16 protein-coding genes are annotated in these 21,339 nt (G+C 60.8%); 5 read left to right on the top strand and 11 right to left on the bottom strand.

Annotation, left to right across the window (positions count from 1 at the left end; all coding sequences use genetic code 11):
- Nucleotides 1-81: 81 nt before the first annotated feature.
- From ACP7BS_RS27135 to ACP7BS_RS27125, 3 genes are all read right to left on the bottom strand, one after another.
- On the bottom strand, nucleotides 82-2,640 hold the full coding sequence (locus ACP7BS_RS27135) for an HWE histidine kinase domain-containing protein (RefSeq protein ID WP_426240573.1): 2,559 nt from the start codon (nucleotides 2,638-2,640) through the stop codon (nucleotides 82-84).
- On the bottom strand, nucleotides 2,627-3,187 hold the full coding sequence (locus ACP7BS_RS27130; RefSeq protein WP_426240572.1) for a biliverdin-producing heme oxygenase: 561 nt from the start codon (nucleotides 3,185-3,187) through the stop codon (nucleotides 2,627-2,629). Before ACP7BS_RS27130 ends, ACP7BS_RS27135 begins: the two co-directional genes overlap by 14 nt.
- A 136-nt stretch (nucleotides 3,188-3,323) precedes the next feature.
- Nucleotides 3,324-3,746 carry a MerR family transcriptional regulator gene (locus tag ACP7BS_RS27125; protein ID WP_426231026.1) on the bottom strand — a complete coding sequence of 141 codons (423 nt, stop codon included), beginning with the start codon at nucleotides 3,744-3,746 and terminating at the stop codon, nucleotides 3,324-3,326.
- 83 nt (nucleotides 3,747-3,829) lie between these two features.
- Between ACP7BS_RS27125 and ACP7BS_RS27120 the strand changes: the two genes are divergently transcribed.
- The gene (locus tag ACP7BS_RS27120) at nucleotides 3,830-6,118 is read left to right on the top strand and encodes a heavy metal translocating P-type ATPase (RefSeq protein ID WP_426240571.1); all 2,289 of its coding nucleotides are present in this window, start codon (nucleotides 3,830-3,832) and stop codon (nucleotides 6,116-6,118) included.
- A gap of 227 nt (nucleotides 6,119-6,345) precedes the next feature.
- Here the strand turns inward: ACP7BS_RS27120 and ACP7BS_RS27115 are convergent, their stop codons facing one another.
- From ACP7BS_RS27115 to ubiE, 6 genes are all read right to left on the bottom strand, one after another.
- Nucleotides 6,346-6,825: a nucleoside deaminase gene (locus tag ACP7BS_RS27115; RefSeq protein ID WP_426240569.1), complete on the bottom strand. Its 480-nt coding sequence runs from the start codon at nucleotides 6,823-6,825 to the stop codon at nucleotides 6,346-6,348.
- A gap of 77 nt (nucleotides 6,826-6,902) precedes the next feature.
- Nucleotides 6,903-8,849, bottom strand: coding sequence for a MacB family efflux pump subunit (locus ACP7BS_RS27110; RefSeq protein ID WP_426240568.1), 1,947 nt, complete (start codon nucleotides 8,847-8,849; stop codon nucleotides 6,903-6,905).
- Between the two features lie 11 nt (nucleotides 8,850-8,860).
- Nucleotides 8,861-10,102, bottom strand: a complete 1,242-nt coding sequence (locus ACP7BS_RS27105) for an efflux RND transporter periplasmic adaptor subunit (RefSeq protein WP_426240566.1) — start codon at nucleotides 10,100-10,102, stop codon at nucleotides 8,861-8,863.
- 340 nt (nucleotides 10,103-10,442) lie between these two features.
- Nucleotides 10,443-10,979 (bottom strand): GNAT family N-acetyltransferase, encoded by a 537-nt coding sequence (locus ACP7BS_RS27100; protein WP_426240565.1) that lies wholly within the window; start codon nucleotides 10,977-10,979, stop codon nucleotides 10,443-10,445.
- 194 nt (nucleotides 10,980-11,173) lie between these two features.
- Nucleotides 11,174-12,748 (bottom strand): 2-polyprenylphenol 6-hydroxylase, encoded by a 1,575-nt coding sequence (gene ubiB / locus ACP7BS_RS27095; RefSeq protein ID WP_426240564.1) that lies wholly within the window; start codon nucleotides 12,746-12,748, stop codon nucleotides 11,174-11,176.
- Nucleotides 12,749-12,810: 62 nt separating this feature from the next.
- Entirely contained in the window at nucleotides 12,811-13,587 is a 777-nt protein-coding gene (gene ubiE, locus ACP7BS_RS27090; RefSeq protein ID WP_426240591.1) for a bifunctional demethylmenaquinone methyltransferase/2-methoxy-6-polyprenyl-1,4-benzoquinol methylase UbiE, read from the bottom strand.
- Nucleotides 13,588-13,792: 205 nt separating this feature from the next.
- Here ubiE and mutM point away from each other — a divergent pair, with 205 nt between their 5' ends.
- From mutM to dnaA, 3 genes are all read left to right on the top strand, one after another.
- Nucleotides 13,793-14,683: a bifunctional DNA-formamidopyrimidine glycosylase/DNA-(apurinic or apyrimidinic site) lyase gene (mutM, locus tag ACP7BS_RS27085; RefSeq protein WP_426240563.1), complete on the top strand. Its 891-nt coding sequence runs from the start codon at nucleotides 13,793-13,795 to the stop codon at nucleotides 14,681-14,683.
- Between the two features lie 203 nt (nucleotides 14,684-14,886).
- Nucleotides 14,887-15,153, top strand: a complete 267-nt coding sequence (rpsT, locus tag ACP7BS_RS27080; protein WP_068951970.1) for a 30S ribosomal protein S20 — start codon at nucleotides 14,887-14,889, stop codon at nucleotides 15,151-15,153.
- A 1,086-nt stretch (nucleotides 15,154-16,239) separates the two neighbouring features.
- Nucleotides 16,240-17,691, top strand: a complete 1,452-nt coding sequence (dnaA, locus tag ACP7BS_RS27075; protein WP_426231184.1) for a chromosomal replication initiator protein DnaA — start codon at nucleotides 16,240-16,242, stop codon at nucleotides 17,689-17,691.
- Nucleotides 17,692-17,777: 86 nt separating this feature from the next.
- Here the strand turns inward: dnaA and ACP7BS_RS27070 are convergent, their stop codons facing one another.
- Nucleotides 17,778-19,169, bottom strand: a complete 1,392-nt coding sequence (locus ACP7BS_RS27070) for a leucyl aminopeptidase family protein (RefSeq protein WP_426240562.1) — start codon at nucleotides 19,167-19,169, stop codon at nucleotides 17,778-17,780.
- 195 nt (nucleotides 19,170-19,364) lie between these two features.
- On the opposite strand from ACP7BS_RS27070, the gene ACP7BS_RS27065 reads away from it, so the two are divergent.
- Nucleotides 19,365-20,129: a tetratricopeptide repeat protein gene (locus ACP7BS_RS27065; protein WP_426240561.1), complete on the top strand. Its 765-nt coding sequence runs from the start codon at nucleotides 19,365-19,367 to the stop codon at nucleotides 20,127-20,129.
- 214 nt (nucleotides 20,130-20,343) lie between these two features.
- Here the strand turns inward: ACP7BS_RS27065 and ACP7BS_RS27060 are convergent, their stop codons facing one another.
- Nucleotides 20,344-21,330 carry a type II secretion system F family protein gene (locus ACP7BS_RS27060; protein ID WP_426231015.1) on the bottom strand — a complete coding sequence of 329 codons (987 nt, stop codon included), beginning with the start codon at nucleotides 21,328-21,330 and terminating at the stop codon, nucleotides 20,344-20,346.
- Nucleotides 21,331-21,339: the final 9 nt, after the last annotated feature.

The raw sequence follows: 21,339 nt of genomic DNA, 5'->3' as shown, positions 1-21,339 counted from the left end.
GGGCCGTTGCGCCCTGCCCGTTCGGCTGGACCCTATCCGACCGACCGTTGAGAGGCAATCAGACCGTCTGCCGGTAGAAAGCTACCCGCCGCCGCTGTTCTCAAGAAGCGCCGCAATCGTCGCAATCAGCGAGGTACCATCATACGGTTTGCGAATGACAGGGACCCAGGAAAAATCGGGGGGAATCATTTCGCTGTTTCCGTAGCCGGTGGCAAACAGGAAGGGAATGTTTCGCCCCGCCAGTTCGCGCGCCACGGAAAGAGAGGTTTCAGCACCGAGATTGACATCGAGGATCGCCACATCCGGCGCATAGTCCGCGAGCCTGCTCAGTGCATCGGCAGCTGAGGCAGAGGTCATCACATCGAAAACGCCGTGATCGCCAAGCATGCCTTCGACATCGAGCGCGATCAGCATCTGATCCTCGACCAGCATGACCTTCAGATCTGCGGCCAACGTTCCCTTTACCGGCTCATTACCAGCGACTTGGCTGGCCGCCGCGTGGGACGGTTGTTCAGCCAGCGAAATATGTTTTGCCGGCAACAGGAACCGGGCCGCCACCCCCTCGCTGGCATAGGAAACCTCGCTGCGGCCATCAAGGTCATACGGCACGCTGCGATCGATCAGCGCGGTGCCGAAGCCGGTGCGGGATGGCGGAGAGACGAGCGGCCCGCCGGTTTCCCGCCAAACGATTTCGCAGTCACCATGCAGCGTCAGCCACCATGACACCTCGAGCCGGCCGCCGGGCCGCGACAAGGCACCGTATTTGGCAGCGTTGGTCGAAAGTTCATGCAGCACAAGCGCCATCACCGAAAAGGCGCGGGAGTTAAGCAGGACCGGTGGACCATTGACGGCAATCGATATGGTGGGTTGGCGATAGGGTGTCAGTTCAGCGTTCAGAAGATCCATCAGCGGCCCGCCGCCGTCCCCACGGACCACCTGATCATGGGCGAAGGACAGCGCCTGAATGCGACCCTTCAATGAGGCGACGTAATCGGTCAACGTGCGGCCTTCCTGTATCGGCTGGCCGACCAACGATTTGATAAGAGCGAGAATGTTCTTAACGCGGTGATTCAACTCTTCATTGAGCATGCGCTGGCGCACATCCGAGCGGCTGCGCTCTTCCGCCATCAGTTCGCTGTGGCGCAATCCGACCTCGACCAGGACAGACCGTGTGACTTCGGCAATTTCCCGGTCTGCCTCCGTCCAAGGTTGAGCCTGTTGATGAACGGTCTGCTTCCAGATGGCAAAACTCTGGCGCGGCGTCAGCCGGTCACCCAACGGCCCCGTCGCATATGTTTTCTCAGGATTGCCGGCCCAGTTTAAACTCTGGACGAGTTCCTTGCGGAAGAAGAACAGATAATCCCGCCTTGTCTGCGCCAGGGGTATGGCCAGCACTCCGGCGGCCTGCGCACAAAAATCCTCAGCTTCCGGCATCCGCTGCGACAGGGCGTGCGTCGCCCAGACGCGGCCCTCGGCAAGCGTGCCGATCAGCCGAGAAAGCGCCGGAATGACTGCAGCCGGCGGTGCGGAGCCATGCGAACTCCAGGTACCGTTCATCCAAAGCCCGATCCCGTCGCACGGCATCAGCGCATGGAAATCCGGCAAGTGTTCCGTCAACAACTGGCCGATATCGGCGTGATGAGAGGCGAGGCGCAGGAAACGATCGAGCGAGGCGCGGGCGCGTGTGGCGGTGTCAAGCCTGGATTTTTGTTTGAGAGATGTGAGATGCAGCGAGAAAAATTGGCCAAACATCTCGGCAGAAACCCGCTGCGCCATCGACAGGATACGCGGCTTGTAGTGGTGGCAGGCGATCAGCCCCCAGAGTGCGCCGTCGACGATGATGGAAATCGACATGGAGGCCGCGACACCCATATTGCGCAGGTATTCGCAGTGGATCGGCGACACACTGCGCAGATGCGCGAGCGAAAGGTCCAGCGCCTCCCCCGATGCGTCGAAGACCGGCACAAGCGCGATGCGCTCGCCGCTGGCATCGCCGATGATGCGGATGGTGTTTTTCAGATAGAGAACACGGGCCTGCTGGGGGATGTCGCTGGCCGGAAAATACTGGCCGAGAAAGCTCTCCAGATCGCCACGCTTGGCTTCTGCGGCAACCTTGCCGGACCCATCCTGCTCGAAGCGATAGATCATGACACGGTCATATTCCAGCATGCCGCGAATCAGCCGTGCCGCCTGGCGCACCAAGGTGTCGATATCGCCGATGTCGCTGATCCGGCCGATGAGACCACGGGCAAGCTGCAACGGTTGGCCAGGTGACGCCGGTTCGAATTCGATGAGCACGGTCGAGTGGAAGATGTGGATCGAGACGTCGAAGACGCCACCTGGCAGATTCATCCCGGACAACAGAGCCGGGCGCATGCCCTCTCCCAGCGTCGCGAGTGCGTTGCGCAGAGTGTGCGTCGCTTCGGCGCCGAGAAGGGTTTCAAGCGGCAAGCCGTTGATTTCGCCGGGAACGCTCAGCATGGCGCCGGTATTGGCGGAATGCCGAACAACCGTTGCAGCCCGCGCATCACACGCGACCAGGCAACCATGCCGCTGGATGCTGCCGGGAACATGGATCGGCTCACGGTCGCAATTGGTCAGATTGACCGGCTCAGCCGGGGTAATGTCATGCCGGTTCATGGGATGCCTGACGAAAGGCCCGTTCGGCGGTTTGAAATGTTGCCCGCGAGGCATGGGCAACCCGCTCCATGTCGAGCGCATCGGCATTTTCGAGCAGGACAAGAAAATCAGGCCAGCGATCGCTTCGGCGTGACTGCACCGCCAGATGCCGGGCGCCGAAGTCCTCGTCGAAGCCAAGCTGCTTGGCACGCTTGTAAAGGACGCGGGCACCGAGCGCCGACCCTTCCAGCACGTAGAGCATACCGAAAAGCACCTCAGGGCTCCGCCCCAGATCCGGTGCGTCCATCGATGGCTGTGGCGTCACATCCAGGTCATTAAGATCAACGGCGATGAGGCCCGAAAACATTTCCGCATGCCAGGCGCCGCATTGCTGCGGCCAGACAGTGGATACGAGTTTGCGCTCGACCGCATCGCGGAAGGTCGAAATTCCACGCAGGTAGTTTTTGTATGCGTCCGGGCTATCGAACGAGCCGACCAACCGGTCGAGCGAGGCATGGGCTTGCAACGTGCTTTCGCGCAACTGGGCTCGGCGGGACCGTTCGGGCATTTGGATTTTCCGGATATGAACATTGGCTGTGCATCTGTCGATAAGACACGAAACGCGCGCGCGCGCGAAAAGTTCCCCGAGGATAACATATTTCTGTCTGTCTCCGAGCGGCAGAATTACCTTTTCCGAAGCCGCCTTAATGGCCGTGATGCGTGCACTGGGCGTGATCGGCGAGAACTTCGATCACCCGGCATTGATCGACGCGGCCATGGCCGCACCCTTCCACCATCATTTCCAGTTCCGCTTTCAACGCCATCAGGCTTCGGATACGCTGTTCCACCTCGACGAGCCGGGCTTTGGCAATTGCATCGGCGGAGGCGCACGGCTGCAAAGGATTGTCCTGCAGGCTCAACAGCGTGCGGATCGCCTCCACTTCGAAACCCAGTTCCCGGGCGTGGCGGATGAAGGTCAGGCGGTTGAGATCGGCTTGTTCGTAGGACCGTTGATTGCCTTCGCTGCGGCTCGGCTCGCGCAGCAGGCCGATGCCCTCGTAATAGCGGATGGTCGGCACCTTGACGCCGCTTTTGCGCGCCGCCTCGCCGATACTGATATTTTTCATCGATTTTCCTCTTGCACCTCTAGTCACTAGAGGATGTAGGAAAGATGCCAGAGTTTGACAAGCACGTACACAGGAAGCGGACAATGGCAGAGGCGACACAGACACGATACCGGGTGGAGGGCATGGATTGCGCCTCTTGTGCGGCCAAGATCGATACGGCCGTCCGGCGCATGCCGGGCGTTACGGATGTTTCGGTTTCGGTGACCGCTGGCACGATGACCGTGAAACATGACGAGGTCAGTGACCTCACGGCCATCGCCAAGAAAGTCACGGGCCTCGGTTATTCGGTCTCGCAGATTGCCGGCAAGGCCGCGCTGGTTGCCGAGCCTAAGCAAGCATGCTGCGGTCATGATCATGGCGATCACAGCCATGACGGCCACGATCACGCCAAGCATGGTGACCATGATGATCATGCCGATCACGACCATAGTGGACACGATCATGCAAAGCCCGCCACCAAGGACGCTGTCGAAGGCCTGCACGGGCATGACCATGGGCGGACAAACGGCCCCTGGTGGGCCAGCAGGAAGGGCAGGCTGACCATCCTTTCGGGTGCAGCGCTGGTGATTGCCTATGCCGTCGGCCATCTCGTGCCGTCGATCGCGTCCTATGCCTTCATCGTCGCCATGCTGATCGGGCTCGTCCCGATTGCCCGGCGCGCCATCATGGCGGCGATGGCCGGCACGCCGTTTTCGATCGAGATGCTGATGACGATCGCCGCCATCGGCGCGGTGATCATCGATGCCGGCGAAGAGGCGGCGGCCGTGGTCTTCCTTTTCCTTGTCGGGGAACTCCTCGAAGGCGTTGCGGCCGGGAAGGCGCGCCAAAGCATCCAGTCGCTGGCGGCGCTGGTGCCGAAGGAGGCGCTGCTTGAGGAAAACGGCCAGACGCGCTCGGTTCCGGCTGAAAGCCTTGCCGTCGGCGCGACCATTCTCGTTCGCCCCGGCGACCGCATCTCCGCCGATGGTGTGATCCTGTCGGGCGAAAGCGCCATAGACGAGGCACCGGTGACCGGCGAAAGCACGCCGGTTCGCAAGGGCGTTGATGAAAAAGTCTTCGCGGGCACGATCAACGGTGATGCCGCATTGCGCGTCCGGGTAACGGCGACTGCCGCCGACAACACCATTGCCCGTGTCGTCAAGCTGGTCGAGGAGGCGCAGGAATCCAAGGCGCCGACCGAGCGCTTCATCGACCGCTTCTCACGCTACTACACGCCCGGTGTCGTGGTTGTTGCGGCACTGGTGGCGATCATTCCGCCGCTGTTTCTGGGCGGCGTTTGGGGGGAATGGGTCTATAAAGGCCTTGCCATCCTGCTCATCGGTTGCCCCTGCGCCCTCGTCATCTCGACGCCGGCAGCCATCGCCGCCTCGCTTTCCGCCGGTGCGCGCCGTGGCCTTTTGTTGAAGGGCGGGGCCGTCCTGGAGACATTGGGGACCATCACCGCCGTTGCGCTGGACAAGACCGGGACGCTGACGGAGGGCAAACCGAAGGTCACGGATGTCCTTGCGTTTGGACATTCCGAAGCCGACGTGCTGATCTTTGCAGCTGCTCTTGAGACCGGATCGAGCCATCCGCTGGCCAAGGCGATCCTTGACCGGGCTGCAGCGGACAAGGTTGCGGTTCCCGCAGTCTCCGATGCCAAGGCACTGGGGGGCAAGGGCGTCACAGCGACGGTGAATGGCAAGGCCGTCTTCCTCGGCTCGCCGCAAGCGGCTGGCGACCGCATTGCGCTCTCGGCGGAACAGACGGCAGCCATCACCGCGCTCAACGACGAGGGCAAGACCGTCTCGGTCTTGATCATCGGCGACGCGCTGGCTGGTGCCATCGCCATGCGTGACGAGCCGCGCGCCGATGCAAAATCCGGGCTGAAAGCGCTTACGGATGCGGGCATCAAGATCGTCATGCTGACCGGTGACAACAAGCGCACGGCCACCGCGATCGGCAAGCAGCTCGGCATCGAGGTGCGCGCCGAACTGATGCCGGAAGACAAGCAGCGGATCGTCGGCGAGATGAAGCAGCAGGGTTTTGTCGTCGCCAAGGTCGGCGACGGGATCAATGATGCACCGGCGCTGGCAGCGGCCGATATCGGCATCGCCATGGGCGGCGGCACCGACGTGGCGCTCGAAACTGCCGATGCCGCCGTGCTGCACGGCCGGGTCGCGGATGTTGCCCAGATGATCGACCTGTCGAAACGCACGATGGGCAATATCCGCCAGAACATCACCATCGCGCTGGGTCTGAAGGCGGTGTTCCTGGTGACCACCATCGCCGGCATTACCGGGCTCTGGCCGGCGATTCTGGCCGATACAGGGGCTACCGTGCTGGTGACGATCAATGCGTTAAGGTTGCTCGCACCCCTGCGCAGCGCTTGATATCGAATGACCGGTGGCTTGCTGCCGCCGGTTTCTCAATTCCGTTTCGAGACCATTTCCTCGAGGCGCCCGACATCACCCGGCGCCAGTCCTTGCGGATCGGTCACCGCCACCCAAGCATCGATGTAATGTTCCGGCGACATCCGGCCACAGCGAGAGCTTTGACGACCCACTCGATCCTTGGTGGAAGCTGCAAATACAGCCAGAGCTAGCGGCCAAACCGCAGATCAGTGCTGGCTCAGCCCTGCTGCATTTCCCGCCAGAAGTCGTAGATGTCCACCTCTCCTTCCGGCCGCACTGGATGATAGGAAAATGTCATCTGCTGATCGGCAAAAGGTTTGCGCAGATCCGCATAAAGCGGCGCCGATGTCAGCCCATAGGGGGCTCCGTCTTCGTTCGAATAGGCGTAGGAAATGTCGGTGAATGCCGGCAAGCCGCATGGCGGCGAGGCACATCGGGCATGGATGGCCGCTGGCATAGACGGCAGCCCCCTTGAGGGTGGCCGAGCCGCGCTTGATGGCCGCCTCGCGCACCGCGACGAGTTCGGCATGGGCGGTCGGATCGTGTGTCTCCATCACGCCGTTGACACCGGTTGCCACCACCTCTCCATCGATAACCAGCACTGCGCCAAAAGGCCGCCCGCCCTTGCGGACATTGTCGCGTGCAAGTGCTACGGCCTGGGTCATGAAACGATCTGCGTCGGACATGGTTTCCTCCTCGTGCATTTGCATCAGTGGAAACGATCAGGCTGGCGGCGTCAACCGGTGGCGGTGTGACGGGTTGATCAGGTAGAGGCCAGCGCCACGGCCGGCTGCAGACGCGAGGCGTTGTAGGCGGGCAGATAGCCGAAGATTAATCCGGTGAGGAAGGCGCTGCCAAAGGCGAGGATCACGGGGCCGGGCGCAAAACTGACGGCGACGCCGAAGGCCTGTGCCACGGCGCCGATACCGAGGCCCAGTCCCACGCCGATCAGGCCGCCAAGCGCGGAAACCACCAGCGCCTCGACGATGAACTGGGTGAGGATATCGCGGCCGCGCGCGCCCGTCGCCATGCGAATGCCGATCTCGCGGGTCCGCTCGGTGACCGAGACCAGCATGATGTTCATCACCCCGATGCCGCCGACCAGCAGCGAAATCGCGGCGATCGAGCCGAGGAAGACCTTGAGGATATTGGAGGTTTCGGTGAAGGTTTCGCGGATCGCTGCCATGTTGATGATCTGCGTATCCTGGCGCTTGTGGCGCTCATCGAGCAGAGCCTGGATCTGATCCTGCGTGACGTTGATGGCGCTGCCATCCTTCACCTGCACGGTGATCGAGCGGACGTTCCTTGCCCCGAACAGGCGCAGATTTCCGGTCGATAGCGGCACCAAAACGGTATCATCCTGATCGTTGCCGCCGGCGCTGGCGCCCTTTTTCGACATCACGCCGATCACCTGGAAGGGGATGTTCTTGATCAGAATATATTGCCCGAGCGGATCGGCACCGTCTGGAAACAGCGCATCGGCGACGGTCCTGCCGAGCACCGCGACGCTCGCATAGGCATCCATATCGGTCTTTTCGAGGAAAGCGCCATCCTCGACGGTCCAGGATTTGGCCTCTGGAAACTGCGGCACCGTGCCGTTGACCGTCGTCTGCGTATCGAGATTGCCGGCCCGCACCGTCAACGTGCTCGACATTTCCGGCACCGCGAAGCTGATATTGGGCAGTTCCAGAATGGCGTCGGCATCGGACGGGATCAGCGAGACGATGCTGCCCCCTTCGCCGCCACGGAAATTCGACATGTTGGGCCGAACGACCAGCAGATCGGACCCCATCGCAGCGATCCGGCTCAAGACGGAATCCTGCGCGCCCGTGCCGATGGCAAGCATCGCAACGACGGAGCTCACACCGATCACGATGCCGAGCAAAGTCAGGATGGTGCGAAACAGATTGGCCCGGAGCGCCCGGAACGACATGCGCACGGCTTCGGCCACATCGGTGATGATGGCGGCCCTGCCGGCGCTTCTCGGCGTCAGTGCCGGCTTGGAGCGGCCGATCCGCCTGATATTGCCCGGGATACGGTCGGCGACGATCAGCCCGTCGCTGATCTCGATGACGCGGTCGGCGGATTCGGCCAGTTCCGGCGCGTGAGTGATGATGATGACGGTATGTCCGTCCTCGTTCATCTGCCGAAGCGTCGCCATCACTTCCTTGCCGCTCTGGCTATCGAGCGCGCCGGTCGGCTCGTCGGCGAGAATGATCTGGCCGCCGTTCATCAGCGCCCGGGCAATCGACACCCGCTGCTGCTGGCCACCGGAAAGCTGGTTGGGCAGGTGATCGAGCCGGTCGCCGAGCCGCAGCGAGCGCAAGAGCATGCTGGCCCGTTCCTCCCGCTGCCGCGACGGCATGCCGGCATAGATGGCGGGGATCTCGACATTTTCTTGCGCCGTTGCGGTCGCAACGAGATTGTAGCTCTGGAAGACGAAACCGAACATCTGGCGCCGCCGGGCCGCAAGTTCGTCGGCGTTCAAATCCGAGACGTCCTCGCCTTCGAGCAGATATTGACCACCGGTCGGCGTATCGAGACAGCCGAGAATGTTCATCAGCGTCGATTTTCCGGAACCGGAGGCACCGACGATGGCGACGAATTCGCCCGGCTGGATATCCAGCGAGACGCCGCGCAGCACCTCGACGGCCACGTCGCCATTGACGAAGGTCTTGCGGATATCCTTGAGCGAAATGAGCGGGGTCATCGGGAGCGCCCTCAGAACATCGGCGGCATGCCGCGCCGGGAATTGCCCCGGCCGGACGACGCCTTGTCACCGGACCCCGTGCTGACGACGATGGTGTCTTGTTCGCCAAGGCCCTGCTTGATCTCGATACGGACGCGATTGCGTATCCCGGTCTCGACCTTGCGGGTTTCGTGGGCGCCGGAAGCGGCAACAACAGTCACTTCGCCGGATTTGCCATCCTTGCCGAAATGAACAGCGGCGACCGGAACGGTCAGCACATCCTTTGCCGCCGATTCGACGAAAAAGACCTGCGCCGTCATATTCATCATCAGGGCGCCGTCCGGATTGGGGACATCGAACAGGGCGTAATAGAGCACGACATTGTTTTCGGTCGCGGGCGTCGGCTTGATCTGGCGCAGGGTGCCGGGATAGCGCTTGCCGGGCTGGCCGAGCAGGGTGAAATAGGCGTTCATTCCCACTTTGAGCTTGCCGACATCGGCTTCGGACACTTGGGCTTCGACCGTCATGGTGGAAAGATTGCCGATGGTGACGATGGTCGGTGCCGTCTGGTTGGCATTCAACGTCTGGCCTTCCTTGGCCGACGTATTGATGATCGTTCCGGTGAGCGGTGCATAGATCTTGGTATAGCCAAGGCTGATGCGGGCATCCTTGAGCGTCGCCTCCTGCTTGCGGACTTGGGCCTTCAAGGAATCGACATTGGCCTCAGCTGCGGCAAGTGCCGCCACCGCCTCGTCGAGCGCCGACTGGGCGGCACTGTTGCCAGCCACAAGGGCGCGCTGGCGCGTCAGGTTGGCACTGCCCAGAACCACTTGCGCCGATTTATCGATCATCTGGGCCTCGAGATTGGCAAGCTCGGCCTCGGCGATCTCGATCTGTGTTTCGATGGAGGCGCTGTCGATCTCGGCGATCAGCTGGCCTTCCTTGACGCTGTCGCCGATCTCGACCTTGAGGCTCTTCAGCTGGCCGGAAACCTGGGCGCCGACATCGACATCCTTGATCGGGCTCAACAGACCGGACGCCGTGACGCTGTTTTCTATATCGCCGCGCACCGGCACTTCCGTCACGACGGCTTCGGCCGCTTCCTGCTTGCCGTAGACCGACCAGCCGTACCAGCCGGCGGCGGCAAGGATCAGGGCCGGAAGAATCAGCCAGCGCCTGCGCATGCGTCCGCGTTTGCTGCGCACCGGAATCGGCTGCGCGGCGGCGTCCTGCTCTTCAACCGCAGGGGCAATTTTCCGGGTGGCGTCCGCCATTCACATCTCTTTCGGCTTCATTCGGGCATTGGCCGTCATTGCCGCGACAGCTAGATTGAAACTACGCCATAATGAAGTCCAACAGCATGAAATCTCTGTAATCTTTCCCATTTTTCGTTTCGCAATGTTTCCAGACAGTCGGCGATGCGATGGAGTTTGCACTGCTTGATAACCGCCAGCCTGCGACGGGCCGTGATGGAAGAACCGCGCTGACGGCAACTGTGGACGCGATGGCAGTATGCGCATGATGGCTTCTCCTCCTGGCTGGAAGAGACCGCTTCATGCTTGGGACGGACAACCTCACACTGACAACAAGCGGCAGTTCCCAAAGAACAGGGCGTCAACCGGCCGGTGTTTTGATCCGTGCCATGGCGAGCACATCGGCAAACGCTCCGTCGCGAAACGCATAAGCTTTGTGAATGCCCTCAGTGACAAAGCCGGCACCCTCATAGAGCGCGATTGCTCCTGCATTGTCGGTAAAGACGGTGAGCTCGATGCGGGCGATGTTCAGCCAATTGTCAGCCGCATCGATGAGTTCGAGCAATAGGCTCCTGCCGATGCCCTGCCGTTGGTAGGCGTCGTGGACACTCATGCCGAGCATTGCTGCGTGATGCCGCCTTCCCGCCTGACGATGGAGCCCGGCTGCGCCCAGAATGACGCCGCCCCTTTCCGCGACCAGCTGAAGCCCTCCGTCGGACGGTTTCTCCAACCACGAGCGGACCTCCTCCGGACGCGTATGGGGCAGGCGCAACGTTCCCCGCCGCACACCCGGCTGGTTCAGCATAACGGCCATTTGTTCATAGTCGCCGGGACGCGAGGCCCGGATGAGCAGTTCGCTGCTTAAGGGTAACGCGGGAGAGTTTTCTGTTTGCTTCATGACGTCCTCATCTTCGAATGCGAGGAGGTAAGAAGCTTGCGACCCCACCTGCCTCGGCAGGGTCCACAGGATGAAAGCGCTTTTAGCCCAGCACCGATCCCGCGCACCCCGAAAGGTCCGTGCAGGTCACAATAAGGGTGCTGACTACGCTATTCATTCCATAAAATTGAACGAGCGCACCGGCAAAAGCAAGCTCAAAAAACCCGCCATGCGATAACGATCAGCGTAATCGCAATCACCCAGAGCGCCACACGGCCCGAGCGGCTGTGGCGCGCTTCGGCACGGCCAATGGCTTCGGCGGTCTGGGGGTCGAAACGCATACCGTTCTCAGCCATGGCGGTGATTTCGCGCGAAAATTTTTCCGTTTTGGCGGCGATCTCGGGTGCGGCCTCGGCAAGCCGGACGGCGGCGTGAAGGGCTTCCTTGACATCCCCCAGAATGCGCTTGGGGCCGAGATTGTCGCGAATCCAGGCGCCGACCACCGGCTCGGACGCCTTCCACATGTTGAAGCGCGGATTGAGCGTGCGGGCGACACCCTCAACGACGACCATGGTCTTCTGCAGCATGACCAGTTCCGGCCGCGTCTCCATGTCGAACAGTTCGGTGACCTCAAACAGCAGCGTCAGAAGCTTGGCCATCGAAATGGTTTCGGCCGGCTGGCCGTGGATCGGCTCGCCGATGGCGCGGATCGCCTGGGCAAAGCTCGCGACATTGTGGTGAGACGGCACGTAGCCCGCCTCGAAATGCACGTCTGCAACACGCCGGTAATCGCGGGTGATGAAGCCATAGAGGATTTCGGCAAGGAAGCGGCGCTCCTTCTTGCCGAGCCGGCCGACAATGCCGAAATCGACCGCGACGATCATGCCCTGCGGATCGACGAACAAATTGCCCTGGTGCATGTCGGCATGGAAGAAGCCGTCACGAAGGGTGTGACGCAGGAAGGACTGGATCAGCGTATCGGCCAGCGTATTGAGATCGTGGCCCGCTGCGCGCAAGCCCTCGACGTCCGACATCTTGGTACCGTCGATCCACTCCATCGTCACGACATCGCGGCCGGTGCGTTCCCAATCGACCTTCGGCACCCGGAAGCCGGGATCATCAGCCGCATTTTCGCCGAGTTCCGACAGGGCAGCGGCCTCAAGCCGCAGATCCATTTCGATCTTGGTGGTCTGCTCCAGTGTCTTCGTCACCTCAACCGGCCGCAGGCGACGGCTGTTGGGCAGAAAACGCTCCTGCAGCCCGGCAACGAGGAACATCGCCTCCAGATCATGGGCAAACCGCTGGCGAACGCCGGGGCGGATGACCTTGACGGCAACCTTCCGTTCGACACCATCCTTCAGCACCATGGCCGGATGTACCTGCGCGATCGAGGCGGCGGCGATCGGGTCGCCAAAATGGGTATAGAGATCGGCAACCGGCCGGCCTAGAGAGGCTTCGACAACGGCGCGCGCTTCCTCCACTGGAAAGGTCGCCATGCGGTCCTGCAGGAAGGACAGATCTTCGGCAAAATCAGCGCCGACCACGTCCGGACGGGTGGCAAGAAACTGGCCTATCTTCACATAGGAAGGCCCGAGCCGCTCGATTGCCCGGGCCAGCCGGTCGCTGCGAACCTCACTTCTGGCGCCGCGGCGGGCGAACAGGCCCGCGAAGGATTGGGCTGCTCTTGGCAACGGCGGCAGATCTTCGGACGGCAGCGCCGACACGACACCTTCGCGCACCAGAACCCAGCCGATGCGGACAAGGCGAAGATAGGCTCCAGGCGTGCTCATAGCGGCTTACCGCAGCGCCGGGGCAGCCCCTCAGAACGCTTCACGAGAATGGCTATCATGCGTCAGATCTTCCAGCCGGAATGCAGCGCGGCAATGCCGGCGGTGTAATTGGTGTAGATGACACGCGAGAAGCCGGCCTTGGTGATCATGGCGGCGAAATCGCGTTGGTTGGGGAATTTGCGGATCGATTCCACCAGATACTGGTAGGGCTCGGCCTCGCCGGTGACCATCTGGCCGAATTTCGGGATCGCGTTGAACGACCACGCATCGTAGACTTTGTCCAGCAACGGCATCTCGACTTCGGAAAACTCCAGCACCAGCAGCCGTCCGCCGCGCTTCAGGACGCGGTAGGCTTCCGACAGCGCCACATCGATGCGCGGCACGTTGCGGATGCCAAAGGCGATCGTGTAGGCGTCGAAGGAATTGGCCTCGAACGGCAGTTCCTCCGCATTGGCCTCGACGAAGGTGAGATTGGGCGACAGGCCCTTTTTTTCGGCGCGCTCGGCACCGACGCCGAGCATCGAACCGTTGATATCGAGCACGGTCGCATGCGCCTTGCGGTCCGATGCCTCGACAATCCGGAACGCGATGTCGCCGGTGCCGCCGGCAACGTCGAGAACCTTGTAATCCTCGGACCGGCGCGGATTGAGCGCGGCGATCATTGCATCCTTCCAGGCGCGGTGCAGCCCCATGGACATGACGTCGTTCATGATATCGTAGCGCTTGGCAACCTTGTGGAAGACGTCGTTGACGAGCGCCTGTTTCTCGCCCTGGCCAACCTGGCGAAACCCGTAGGAGGTTTCCATGCCGCCATCGGCAGAGGTGCGCTCACCAGTCATCAAGGCCTACTCCATTCAATCGCTGTTGTGCCAAGCATAGCGAATTCGTTTCATCCACGCTATCTCTGCGGCAGATCGCGGCCTGCGGCATTCGCGCCCGGGGTTAAAGCCGACCTGCTGCAGAACTGGCTTGCTATAGGATATGTACGCTGCGAATGGAATTGCCAAATGACCCGGTCGGTTGGCGCATGGTGAGGAGATAGAAATGCCGGAACTTCCCGAGGTGGAAACGGTCAGGCGAGGTTTGACACCCGCAATGGAAGGCGCGCTGCTGGTGCGGGCCGAGTTGCGCCGTCCGGACCTCCGCTTCCCCTTTCCGGCCGACTTCGCAACGCTGGTCTCGGGACGGCGCATCGTCTCGCTGGGGCGGCGGGCAAAATACCTTTTGATCGACCTGGAGGGCGGCGACGTGATCATCGCCCATCTGGGCATGTCCGGGTCCTTTCGGGTGGAAGACGGCCTGGCATCCGCGACACCCGGAGATTTTCACACACCCCGCGGCAAAAGCGAAAAGCACGATCACGTCGTTTTTCATCTGGAGGGAGCAAAAGGCCCTGCCCGCGTCATCTACAACGATCCGCGCCGGTTCGGTTTCATGGACCTTGCCCGGCGCGACGTGCTGGGCAACCACGCCTTTTTCCGCGAGCTTGGCGAAGAGCCGACCGGCAACGTGCTCGATGCCGCCTATCTGGCCACGCGTTTTGCCGGCAAGGCGCAGCCGTTGAAGTCGGCGCTGCTCGACCAGAAGAACATTGCCGGCCTTGGCAATATCTATGTCTGCGAGGCACTCTGGCGATCCGGCCTGTCGCCGCTGCGGGCTGCGGGAACGCTGGTGGACCGCAAAGGAAAGCCAAAGGCGACGCTGGTGCTGCTGACCGAGGCGATCCGGGCCGTCATTGCCGATGCCATTGCTGCCGGCGGGTCGTCGTTGCGCGACCATATCCAGACGGACGGGACGCTGGGCTATTTCCAGCATTCGTTCTCCGTCTACGATCGCGAAGGCGAGCCCTGCCGGACACCGGGCTGCGGCGGAACCGTCGCCCGTGTCGTTCAAGCCGGCCGATCGACCTTCTATTGCCCGAAATGCCAGAAATAGCGGACCCGGCCGGGGAGTCCCTCTAGCCGCGTTTTCGAAAATAGCGCGTTGACGCAGGCAGTGTTTAAGGCTATATGCCGCCCACAGTTTGGAAAGCCGCTCCAAGGTTTTCCGATATTGCTCCCTACTTGCTTGGACGACAGGTCGCAGTGACCCGGCACGGCGGTAGAGAGTTTTTGTCAGATTTCGAAGAGAGACACCAAATGGCCAATACAACTTCGGCGAAAAAAGCGACCCGCAAGATCGCCCGCCGCACGGAAGTCAACAAGTCCCGCCGTTCGCGCGTTCGCGGCTTCATCCGCAAGGTTGAAGAAGCCATCGCTTCCGGCGACCAGGTTCTTGCCCAGGCAGCCCTCAAGGCAGCCCAGCCGGAACTGATGCGCGCCGCTACCAAGGGCGTGCTGCATGCCAATACGGCATCGCGCAAGGTTTCGCGTCTCGCGAGCCGCGTAAAGTCGCTTTCGGCTTAAGCCGGCTTATTAAAATATCGTCAATGATTTAGCCCGGTCCATGACCGGGCTTTTCAGATTCGCACTTCCAGCACAGCGATGGTTAATCCTTGTGCAAGTTATTGTGTCATCGCAATGACAGAAATTTTTAAATAAAAACAAACGGTTGCGGGAGGAGCCTCAGACTCACCCGCGTCTTGGCCGGGCCTTTTGAGGCTCCAAACGAGTCAAGATATTTTTTATTTTTTTTGTTTTTCGCCAGCTAAGTTCCGGTTCGAAATTCAAAGCCCTTGATTCAAAAGCGATTCTCTTCTGCCGGGCTAGGGTCCATGCAGGACACGCTATGAGAGTCAACGCCCGAGCCTTCCCAAGTGTTAAAAATCGCGATTGATCTTGCGCCACGATCCTGCCTAAATGCCTCCACAGAAGGCGCGGGACATACCTGTGGAAAAGATGAAAAGGCAGCCTTTCAACAGGCGGCATAATTTCACTTAAACCTTTTGTAACGGGGTGGTTCCACAACGTTCCATCAATCAGAACAGAGCGGTTTCAGCTGTGCAATATGCTTGCCCGGAATGACACTCCGTGACTTCTGGTTGTGAATGATCGAGGCTGCTTGATACGCCGGACGATGCACATAGCGGCTTTTGCTGCCTGTTGCGTCGACGGCCGGCGATATGCGGATGAGGACGCATTATCGACAAACTGGCCTGCCCTTCTTTAACGAGGGTCGGGACGGCGGTTCAGAAATGGACGGACCCGGAAAGGATACGAGGCCTGACCGGACCCTGGAATGAAATGTGCAAGTGGGACATGCGTTTGGCCATGCCAAATGGATTTTGCACGAAACCGGACCACGAGAGGAGGATGAGGATTCCTCTTACGGTGCGGAGAGCGTTTGAATTGGGCGGCATGCCTTTGAAAAGGGCCGCACGAGACAGACATAAAGGCTGACGCCGGCAGCAATGTCGGCGTCGCGGAATGATATTGGAAGGCGGCAATATGCTTGGTAATTCGGTGACGGCGGCGATCGTATTTGAAAATGGGGAGAATGCACGTCAGCTTTCGGTAAAACAGTCTGACGGGATGACGGGAGAAAAGGGCGACGTGATGCAGAGCGCACTTTTCGAGCGGGTCAGTGCGCGTTTGAAGGCCCAGGTCGGTCCTGATGTTTTTGCCAGCTGGTTTGGCCGGCTGAAGCTCCAATCCGTTTCCAAGAGTGTCGTGCGGCTTTCTGTTCCGACGACCTTCCTGAAATCCTGGATCAACAACCGTTACCTCGACCAGATCACCAATATCTTCCAGCAGGAAGATGCCGAGATCCTGAAGGTGGAGATTGTCGTGCGCAGTGCAACGCGCAGCGCACGGCCCGGTCTTCAAGAGGATGTAGTGCAGGCAAACCAAAGCGATACGGCCACGCCCGCATCGTCGCGCCGTTCTGCGCCGCAGTCGCTTGCCCATCACGCGGCAAACACGGTCGGCAATCTTCAGAAAATGCAGCCGGTTGCAGGCCCCTTGTTCGGTTCGCCACTGGATTCACGCTATACATTCGAGAGCTTCGTCGAAGGTTCCTCGAACCGCGTTGCCCTTGCAGCCGCCAAGACGATCGCTGAAGCCGGTGCCGGCGCCGTGCGCTTCAACCCGCTGTTCATTCATTCGACGGTCGGCCTCGGCAAGACCCACCTTTTGCAGGCGATCGCGACTGCAGCGATCCAGAGTGCGCGCGCACCCCGCGTCGTCTACCTGACGGCGGAATATTTCATGTGGCGTTTTGCAACAGCCATTCGCGACAATGATGCGCTGTCCTTGAAGGAAACTCTGCGCAACATCGATCTTCTGGTCATCGACGACATGCAGTTTCTGCAGGGCAAGTCGATCCAGCACGAATTCTGTCACCTTCTCAACATGCTGCTCGACAGCGCCAAGCAGGTCGTCGTTGCTGCGGACCGCGCGCCTTGGGAGCTGGAATCGCTTGATCCACGCGTTCGCTCACGCCTGCAGGGCGGCGTCGCCATCGAGATGGAAGGCCCGGATTACGAGATGCGTCTCGAAATCCTCAAGCGCCGCCTTGAGGTCGTCCGCCTGGACGATGCGTCGCTCGACATTCCCGCCAACATCCTCAGCCACGTCGCACGCAACATCACGGCCAGCGGCCGTGAACTCGAAGGCGCCTTCAACCAGCTGCTCTTCCGGCTCTCGTTTGAGCCGACGCTGTCGATCGAGCGCGTCGATGAGCTGCTCGGCCATCTGGTCAATGCCGGCGAGCCGCGCCGGGTCCGCATCGAGGACATCCAGCGTGTCGTTGCCAAGCACTACAACGTGTCGCGCCAGGAACTGGTGTCCAACCGCCGCACCCGTGTCATCGTCAAGCCGCGCCAGATTGCCATGTATCTGGCAAAGACCCTGACGCCCCGCTCTTTCCCGGAAATCGGCCGCCGTTTTGGCGGGCGCGATCACACCACCGTGTTGCACGCGGTCCGCAAGATCGAAGACCTGATCACCGGCGATACCAAGCTGTCGCATGAGATCGAGTTGTTGAAGCGGCTGATCAACGAATAGGCTGTCCGGTTTCGGATAGATTGATTGAAGCATGGCCCCTTGTCCGGACGGACGGGGCCATGCTCATATCAAGCAGTGGCTGAAGATCATTTCTTGCCGTTGGCAATCAAATGATACAGCGCACGGATGGCCTGCGCCTCGCCGCCAAGGGGCGAATGCGGGCGCTCAGCCGGTGCCCAGCCGAAAATATCGAAATGGGCCCAGCTCTTGGCATTCGTCACGAAGCGCTTGAGGAACAAGGCTGCGGTGATCGATCCCGCCATGCCGCCCGAGGGCGCGTTGGTAAGGTCGGCGATGCGGGCCGAGATATCCTTCTCGTAGCCCTTGTAGAGCGGCATGCGCCACATCGGATCATCGACCGTCAGGCTCGATTCCGTCAGGTCATGAGCCAGATCTTCGTCGTCGGTGTAGAAGGGCGGCAGATCGGGACCAAGCGCGACCCGGGCAGCGCCCGTCAGTGTCGCCATGTCGATCAACAGATCGGTCTCTTCTTCGTCCGCATAGGCCAGCGCATCCGCAAGAATCAACCGTCCCTCGGCATCGGTGTTGTCGATCTGGACTGTCAGGCCCTTGCGGCTGCGGTAGATGTCGCCTGGGCGGAAAGCATTGGCGGAGATCGAATTCTCGACGACTGGCACCAGCACGCGCAAATCGACCTTCAGCTTCGCGTCCATGATCATCAGGGCGAGCCCCATGACATTGGCCGCCCCGCCCATATCCTTCTTCATCAACAGCATGGAAGCGGCAGGCTTGATATCAAGTCCGCCGGTATCGAAGCACACCCCTTTGCCGACCAACGTCACCTTGCGGTGACCCTTCTTGCCCCAGCGCAGTTCAAGCAGGCGCGGCGCCTCGGCGCTGGCACGGCCGACCGTATGGATCAGCGGGAAATTCTTCTTGAGCAGATCGTCGCCGGAGACGACGGAGACCTTGGCCTTGTAGTGGTCTCCCAACGCCCGGAACACGTCTTCCAGCGCATTTGGCCCCATGTCGTTGGTCGGCGTGTTGATCAGGTCGCGGGCGAGAAACACGCCTGCGAGCTGCCGTTTGATATCGGCGGCATCGGCATCGGCCGGGATCATCAGGGTTGGAGCTTCCTTGACCGCCGCCTTATAGCGGTCGAAACTGTAGGAGCCGAGGCCGTAACCCAACGCTAACCGGTTTGCCGTCAGCGGTGCAGTCTCGATATGCCATTTTCCGGCCGGCAACGTGCGTGCCAGCTTACCCGTCAGGAACGGTGCTTCCGAGGGATTGGCGCCGAGCCCGAACAGCGTGCCGCCGAGATGACCGTCCTCCGAGGGGATCAGCAGGACCGCGCCGGGCTCGGCCTTGAAGCCAGCCTTACGGGCCCAGTCGAGCGCGATCGGATCTATGGCGCCGATATCGATATGGGCCGGCGTTACCGCGAAAATCGGCAGGGTTTTGCCTCCGCTGGTATTGAACGGCGATGGACGGTCGATGAATTGATAGGAGGCCATGAAAATCCTTCGGAAGGAATGGTGCAGAATCACCCGATTAACGCTCTGTTAGGGTTAACAGATTATTGCTGGAGTGAAGATTGCGCCGATAGTTGGGGATTTTTCCGGTGCTTGAGAAAATGCTGAGGGGCATTGGCGATGAATTCATACGGACAGACGTCTTTTTCGAGTAACCGGCTCCTGCGGGGAACCGCAATGGTGCTCCTCGCGGTGACGCTGGCCAGTTGCGGCACGCAGAAGAAGGAGCTGACGACAGGCTCTATCCCCTCCGCCAGTTTTTCCAAACCCGTCCAGTCGATGAACGCAACCGAGCTTGCAGCCGCAGCGGAAAGCATCGGCAAGGCCTATGAGCGCAATCCGAAAGATCGCGCGGCCGGCCTGAACTATGCCAACATGCTGCGCATGACCGGCCGAAACGAGCAGGCACTGGCCGTGATGCAGCAGGTGGCGATCAATTTCCCAACCGACCGCGAGGTTCTTGCCGCCTATGGAAAATCGCAAGCCGCAGCAGGCCAGCTGGAGCAGGCTCTGAACACGATTACCCGTGCCCAGACGCCTGACCGCCCGGATTGGAAACTGAAATCAGCCGAAGGCGCGATCCTCGATCAACTCGGCCGCGCCGGCGAAGCACGCCAGCGGTACCGCGAGGCCCTCGATATCCAGCCGAACGAACCGACGGTGTTGTCCAATCTCGGCATGTCCTATCTGCTGAACAAGGATTTGAAGACGGCGGAAACCTACCTGAAATCAGCCGTCAGCCAGCCTGGCGCCGACAGCAGCGTCCGGCAGAACCTGGCGCTTGCCGTCGGCTTGCAGGGACGGTTTGCCGAGGCCGAACAGATAGCTCGCCAAGAGCTTTCGCCGGATCAGGCCGAAGCCAATGTCAAATATCTGCGCTCGATCATGTCGCAGCAAAACGCCTGGCAGAAACTGGCCAAGGATGACAAGGGCACGAACTGAGAGCAGGCTGGCTACCTTTCGGCAGAAACAAGCTGCCGTATCAACGCGATAGCGTTGTACCCGGCATCCCACCGGCCACGCGTTCATAACGCGAAATGCTGACGTGCTCCACTCAGCCGAACCGGCTTCAGCAACGCAATCGATGCAGAATGACCACGCGGAAGATGCGCATGCGCAATTCCTGTCGTGCTTTGTAATCCTGTCGAAACCCTGATCAGAATTTGTCGGAGACCTGGATGCCAGCCGGGCCGAGGATGACGGCGATCAGAACCGGCAGAAAGAACAGGATCATCGGCACAGTGAGCTTCGGCGGCAAAGCCGCAGCCTTCTTTTCCGCCTCGTTCATGCGCTGGTCGCGGCTTTCCTGGGCCAGCACACGCAGGGCCTGCGCGACGGGCGTACCATAACGGTCGGCCTGGATCAGAGCTTGCATCACCGATTTCACATCGTCGAGCCCCGTCCGGGTGCCGAGATTTTCCAGAGCAACGCGCCGATCTGGCAGAAACGACAGTTCTGCGGTGGTCAGAACCAATTCTTCCGCGAGCGGCGCCGACTGTTCAGCGATTTCGTCGGCCACGCGCCGCATCGCGAGTTCCATCGAAACACCCGATTCCACGCAGATCAACAGCAGGTCGAGCGCGTTCGGCCATGCCCTGCGGATCGAAACCTGCCGCTTGGTTACGGCATTGGAGATGAAAATGTTGGGCGCATAAAAGCCGAGATAAGCACTGCCGATAACCGCCAGAACCCTCATCATAAACGGCTTTTCAGCAAGATAACCCAGAAAGAAGATGTAGAAGGCGCCGACAGCAAGAAAGAGGAACGGCAAGCAAAAACGAGCGACCAGAAACATGTTGAGCGCGTTTTGGGAACGATAGCCAGCCGATTTCAGGCGATTGACCGTTTTATCATCGACAAGGGCCTTGCGCAGGTTCAACCGCTCGACAAGCTGGCGGGCCGAGGTATTGTTCTGGCTCCGCAACGATGCCTTGCCGCCGCTGATCTCAGCGTTCAGACGGACACGCTCGCGTGCCCGGATCACATCCCGCTCCGTGGCAACGGACTTCATCCGCTTTTCCAGATTGCCGCGCTCCAGGAAGGGGGCGGCCAGTGAATAGAAGGTCGCCAGCACCGCCACCGCCACCAGGAAGGCAACGATAACGTTCGGATTTGTCAGGGTACTGATCATGCCCTCGTTCATGCCGGACCC

Source organism: Pararhizobium sp. DWP1-1-3, assembly GCF_049896125.1.
Lineage (GTDB): Bacteria > Pseudomonadota > Alphaproteobacteria > Rhizobiales > Rhizobiaceae > Pararhizobium.
This window is presented reverse-complemented; position numbering and strand designations above follow the sequence as displayed.

Excerpts from the sequence above, each read along its gene's own strand:
- ACP7BS_RS27135 (WP_426240573.1), bottom strand. The coding sequence starts at position 2,640 with ATGAACCGGCATGACATTACCCCGGCTGAGCCGGTCAATCTGACCAAT.
- ACP7BS_RS27130 (WP_426240572.1), bottom strand. The coding sequence starts at position 3,187 with ATGCCCGAACGGTCCCGCCGAGCCCAGTTGCGCGAAAGCACGTTGCAA.
- ACP7BS_RS27125 (WP_426231026.1), bottom strand. The coding sequence starts at position 3,746 with ATGAAAAATATCAGTATCGGCGAGGCGGCGCGCAAAAGCGGCGTCAAG.
- ACP7BS_RS27120 (WP_426240571.1), top strand. The coding sequence starts at position 3,830 with ATGGCAGAGGCGACACAGACACGATACCGGGTGGAGGGCATGGATTGC.
- ACP7BS_RS27115 (WP_426240569.1), bottom strand. The coding sequence starts at position 6,825 with ATGTCCGACGCAGATCGTTTCATGACCCAGGCCGTAGCACTTGCACGC.
- ACP7BS_RS27110 (WP_426240568.1), bottom strand. The coding sequence starts at position 8,849 with ATGACCCCGCTCATTTCGCTCAAGGATATCCGCAAGACCTTCGTCAAT.
- ACP7BS_RS27105 (WP_426240566.1), bottom strand. The coding sequence starts at position 10,102 with ATGGCGGACGCCACCCGGAAAATTGCCCCTGCGGTTGAAGAGCAGGAC.
- ACP7BS_RS27100 (WP_426240565.1), bottom strand. The coding sequence starts at position 10,979 with ATGAAGCAAACAGAAAACTCTCCCGCGTTACCCTTAAGCAGCGAACTG.
- ubiB (WP_426240564.1), bottom strand. The coding sequence starts at position 12,748 with ATGAGCACGCCTGGAGCCTATCTTCGCCTTGTCCGCATCGGCTGGGTT.
- ubiE (WP_426240591.1), bottom strand. The coding sequence starts at position 13,587 with ATGACTGGTGAGCGCACCTCTGCCGATGGCGGCATGGAAACCTCCTAC.
- mutM (WP_426240563.1), top strand. The coding sequence starts at position 13,793 with ATGCCGGAACTTCCCGAGGTGGAAACGGTCAGGCGAGGTTTGACACCC.
- rpsT (WP_068951970.1), top strand. The coding sequence starts at position 14,887 with ATGGCCAATACAACTTCGGCGAAAAAAGCGACCCGCAAGATCGCCCGC.
- ACP7BS_RS27070 (WP_426240562.1), bottom strand. The coding sequence starts at position 19,169 with ATGGCCTCCTATCAATTCATCGACCGTCCATCGCCGTTCAATACCAGC.
- ACP7BS_RS27065 (WP_426240561.1), top strand. The coding sequence starts at position 19,365 with ATGGTGCTCCTCGCGGTGACGCTGGCCAGTTGCGGCACGCAGAAGAAG.
- ACP7BS_RS27060 (WP_426231015.1), bottom strand. The coding sequence starts at position 21,330 with ATGAACGAGGGCATGATCAGTACCCTGACAAATCCGAACGTTATCGTT.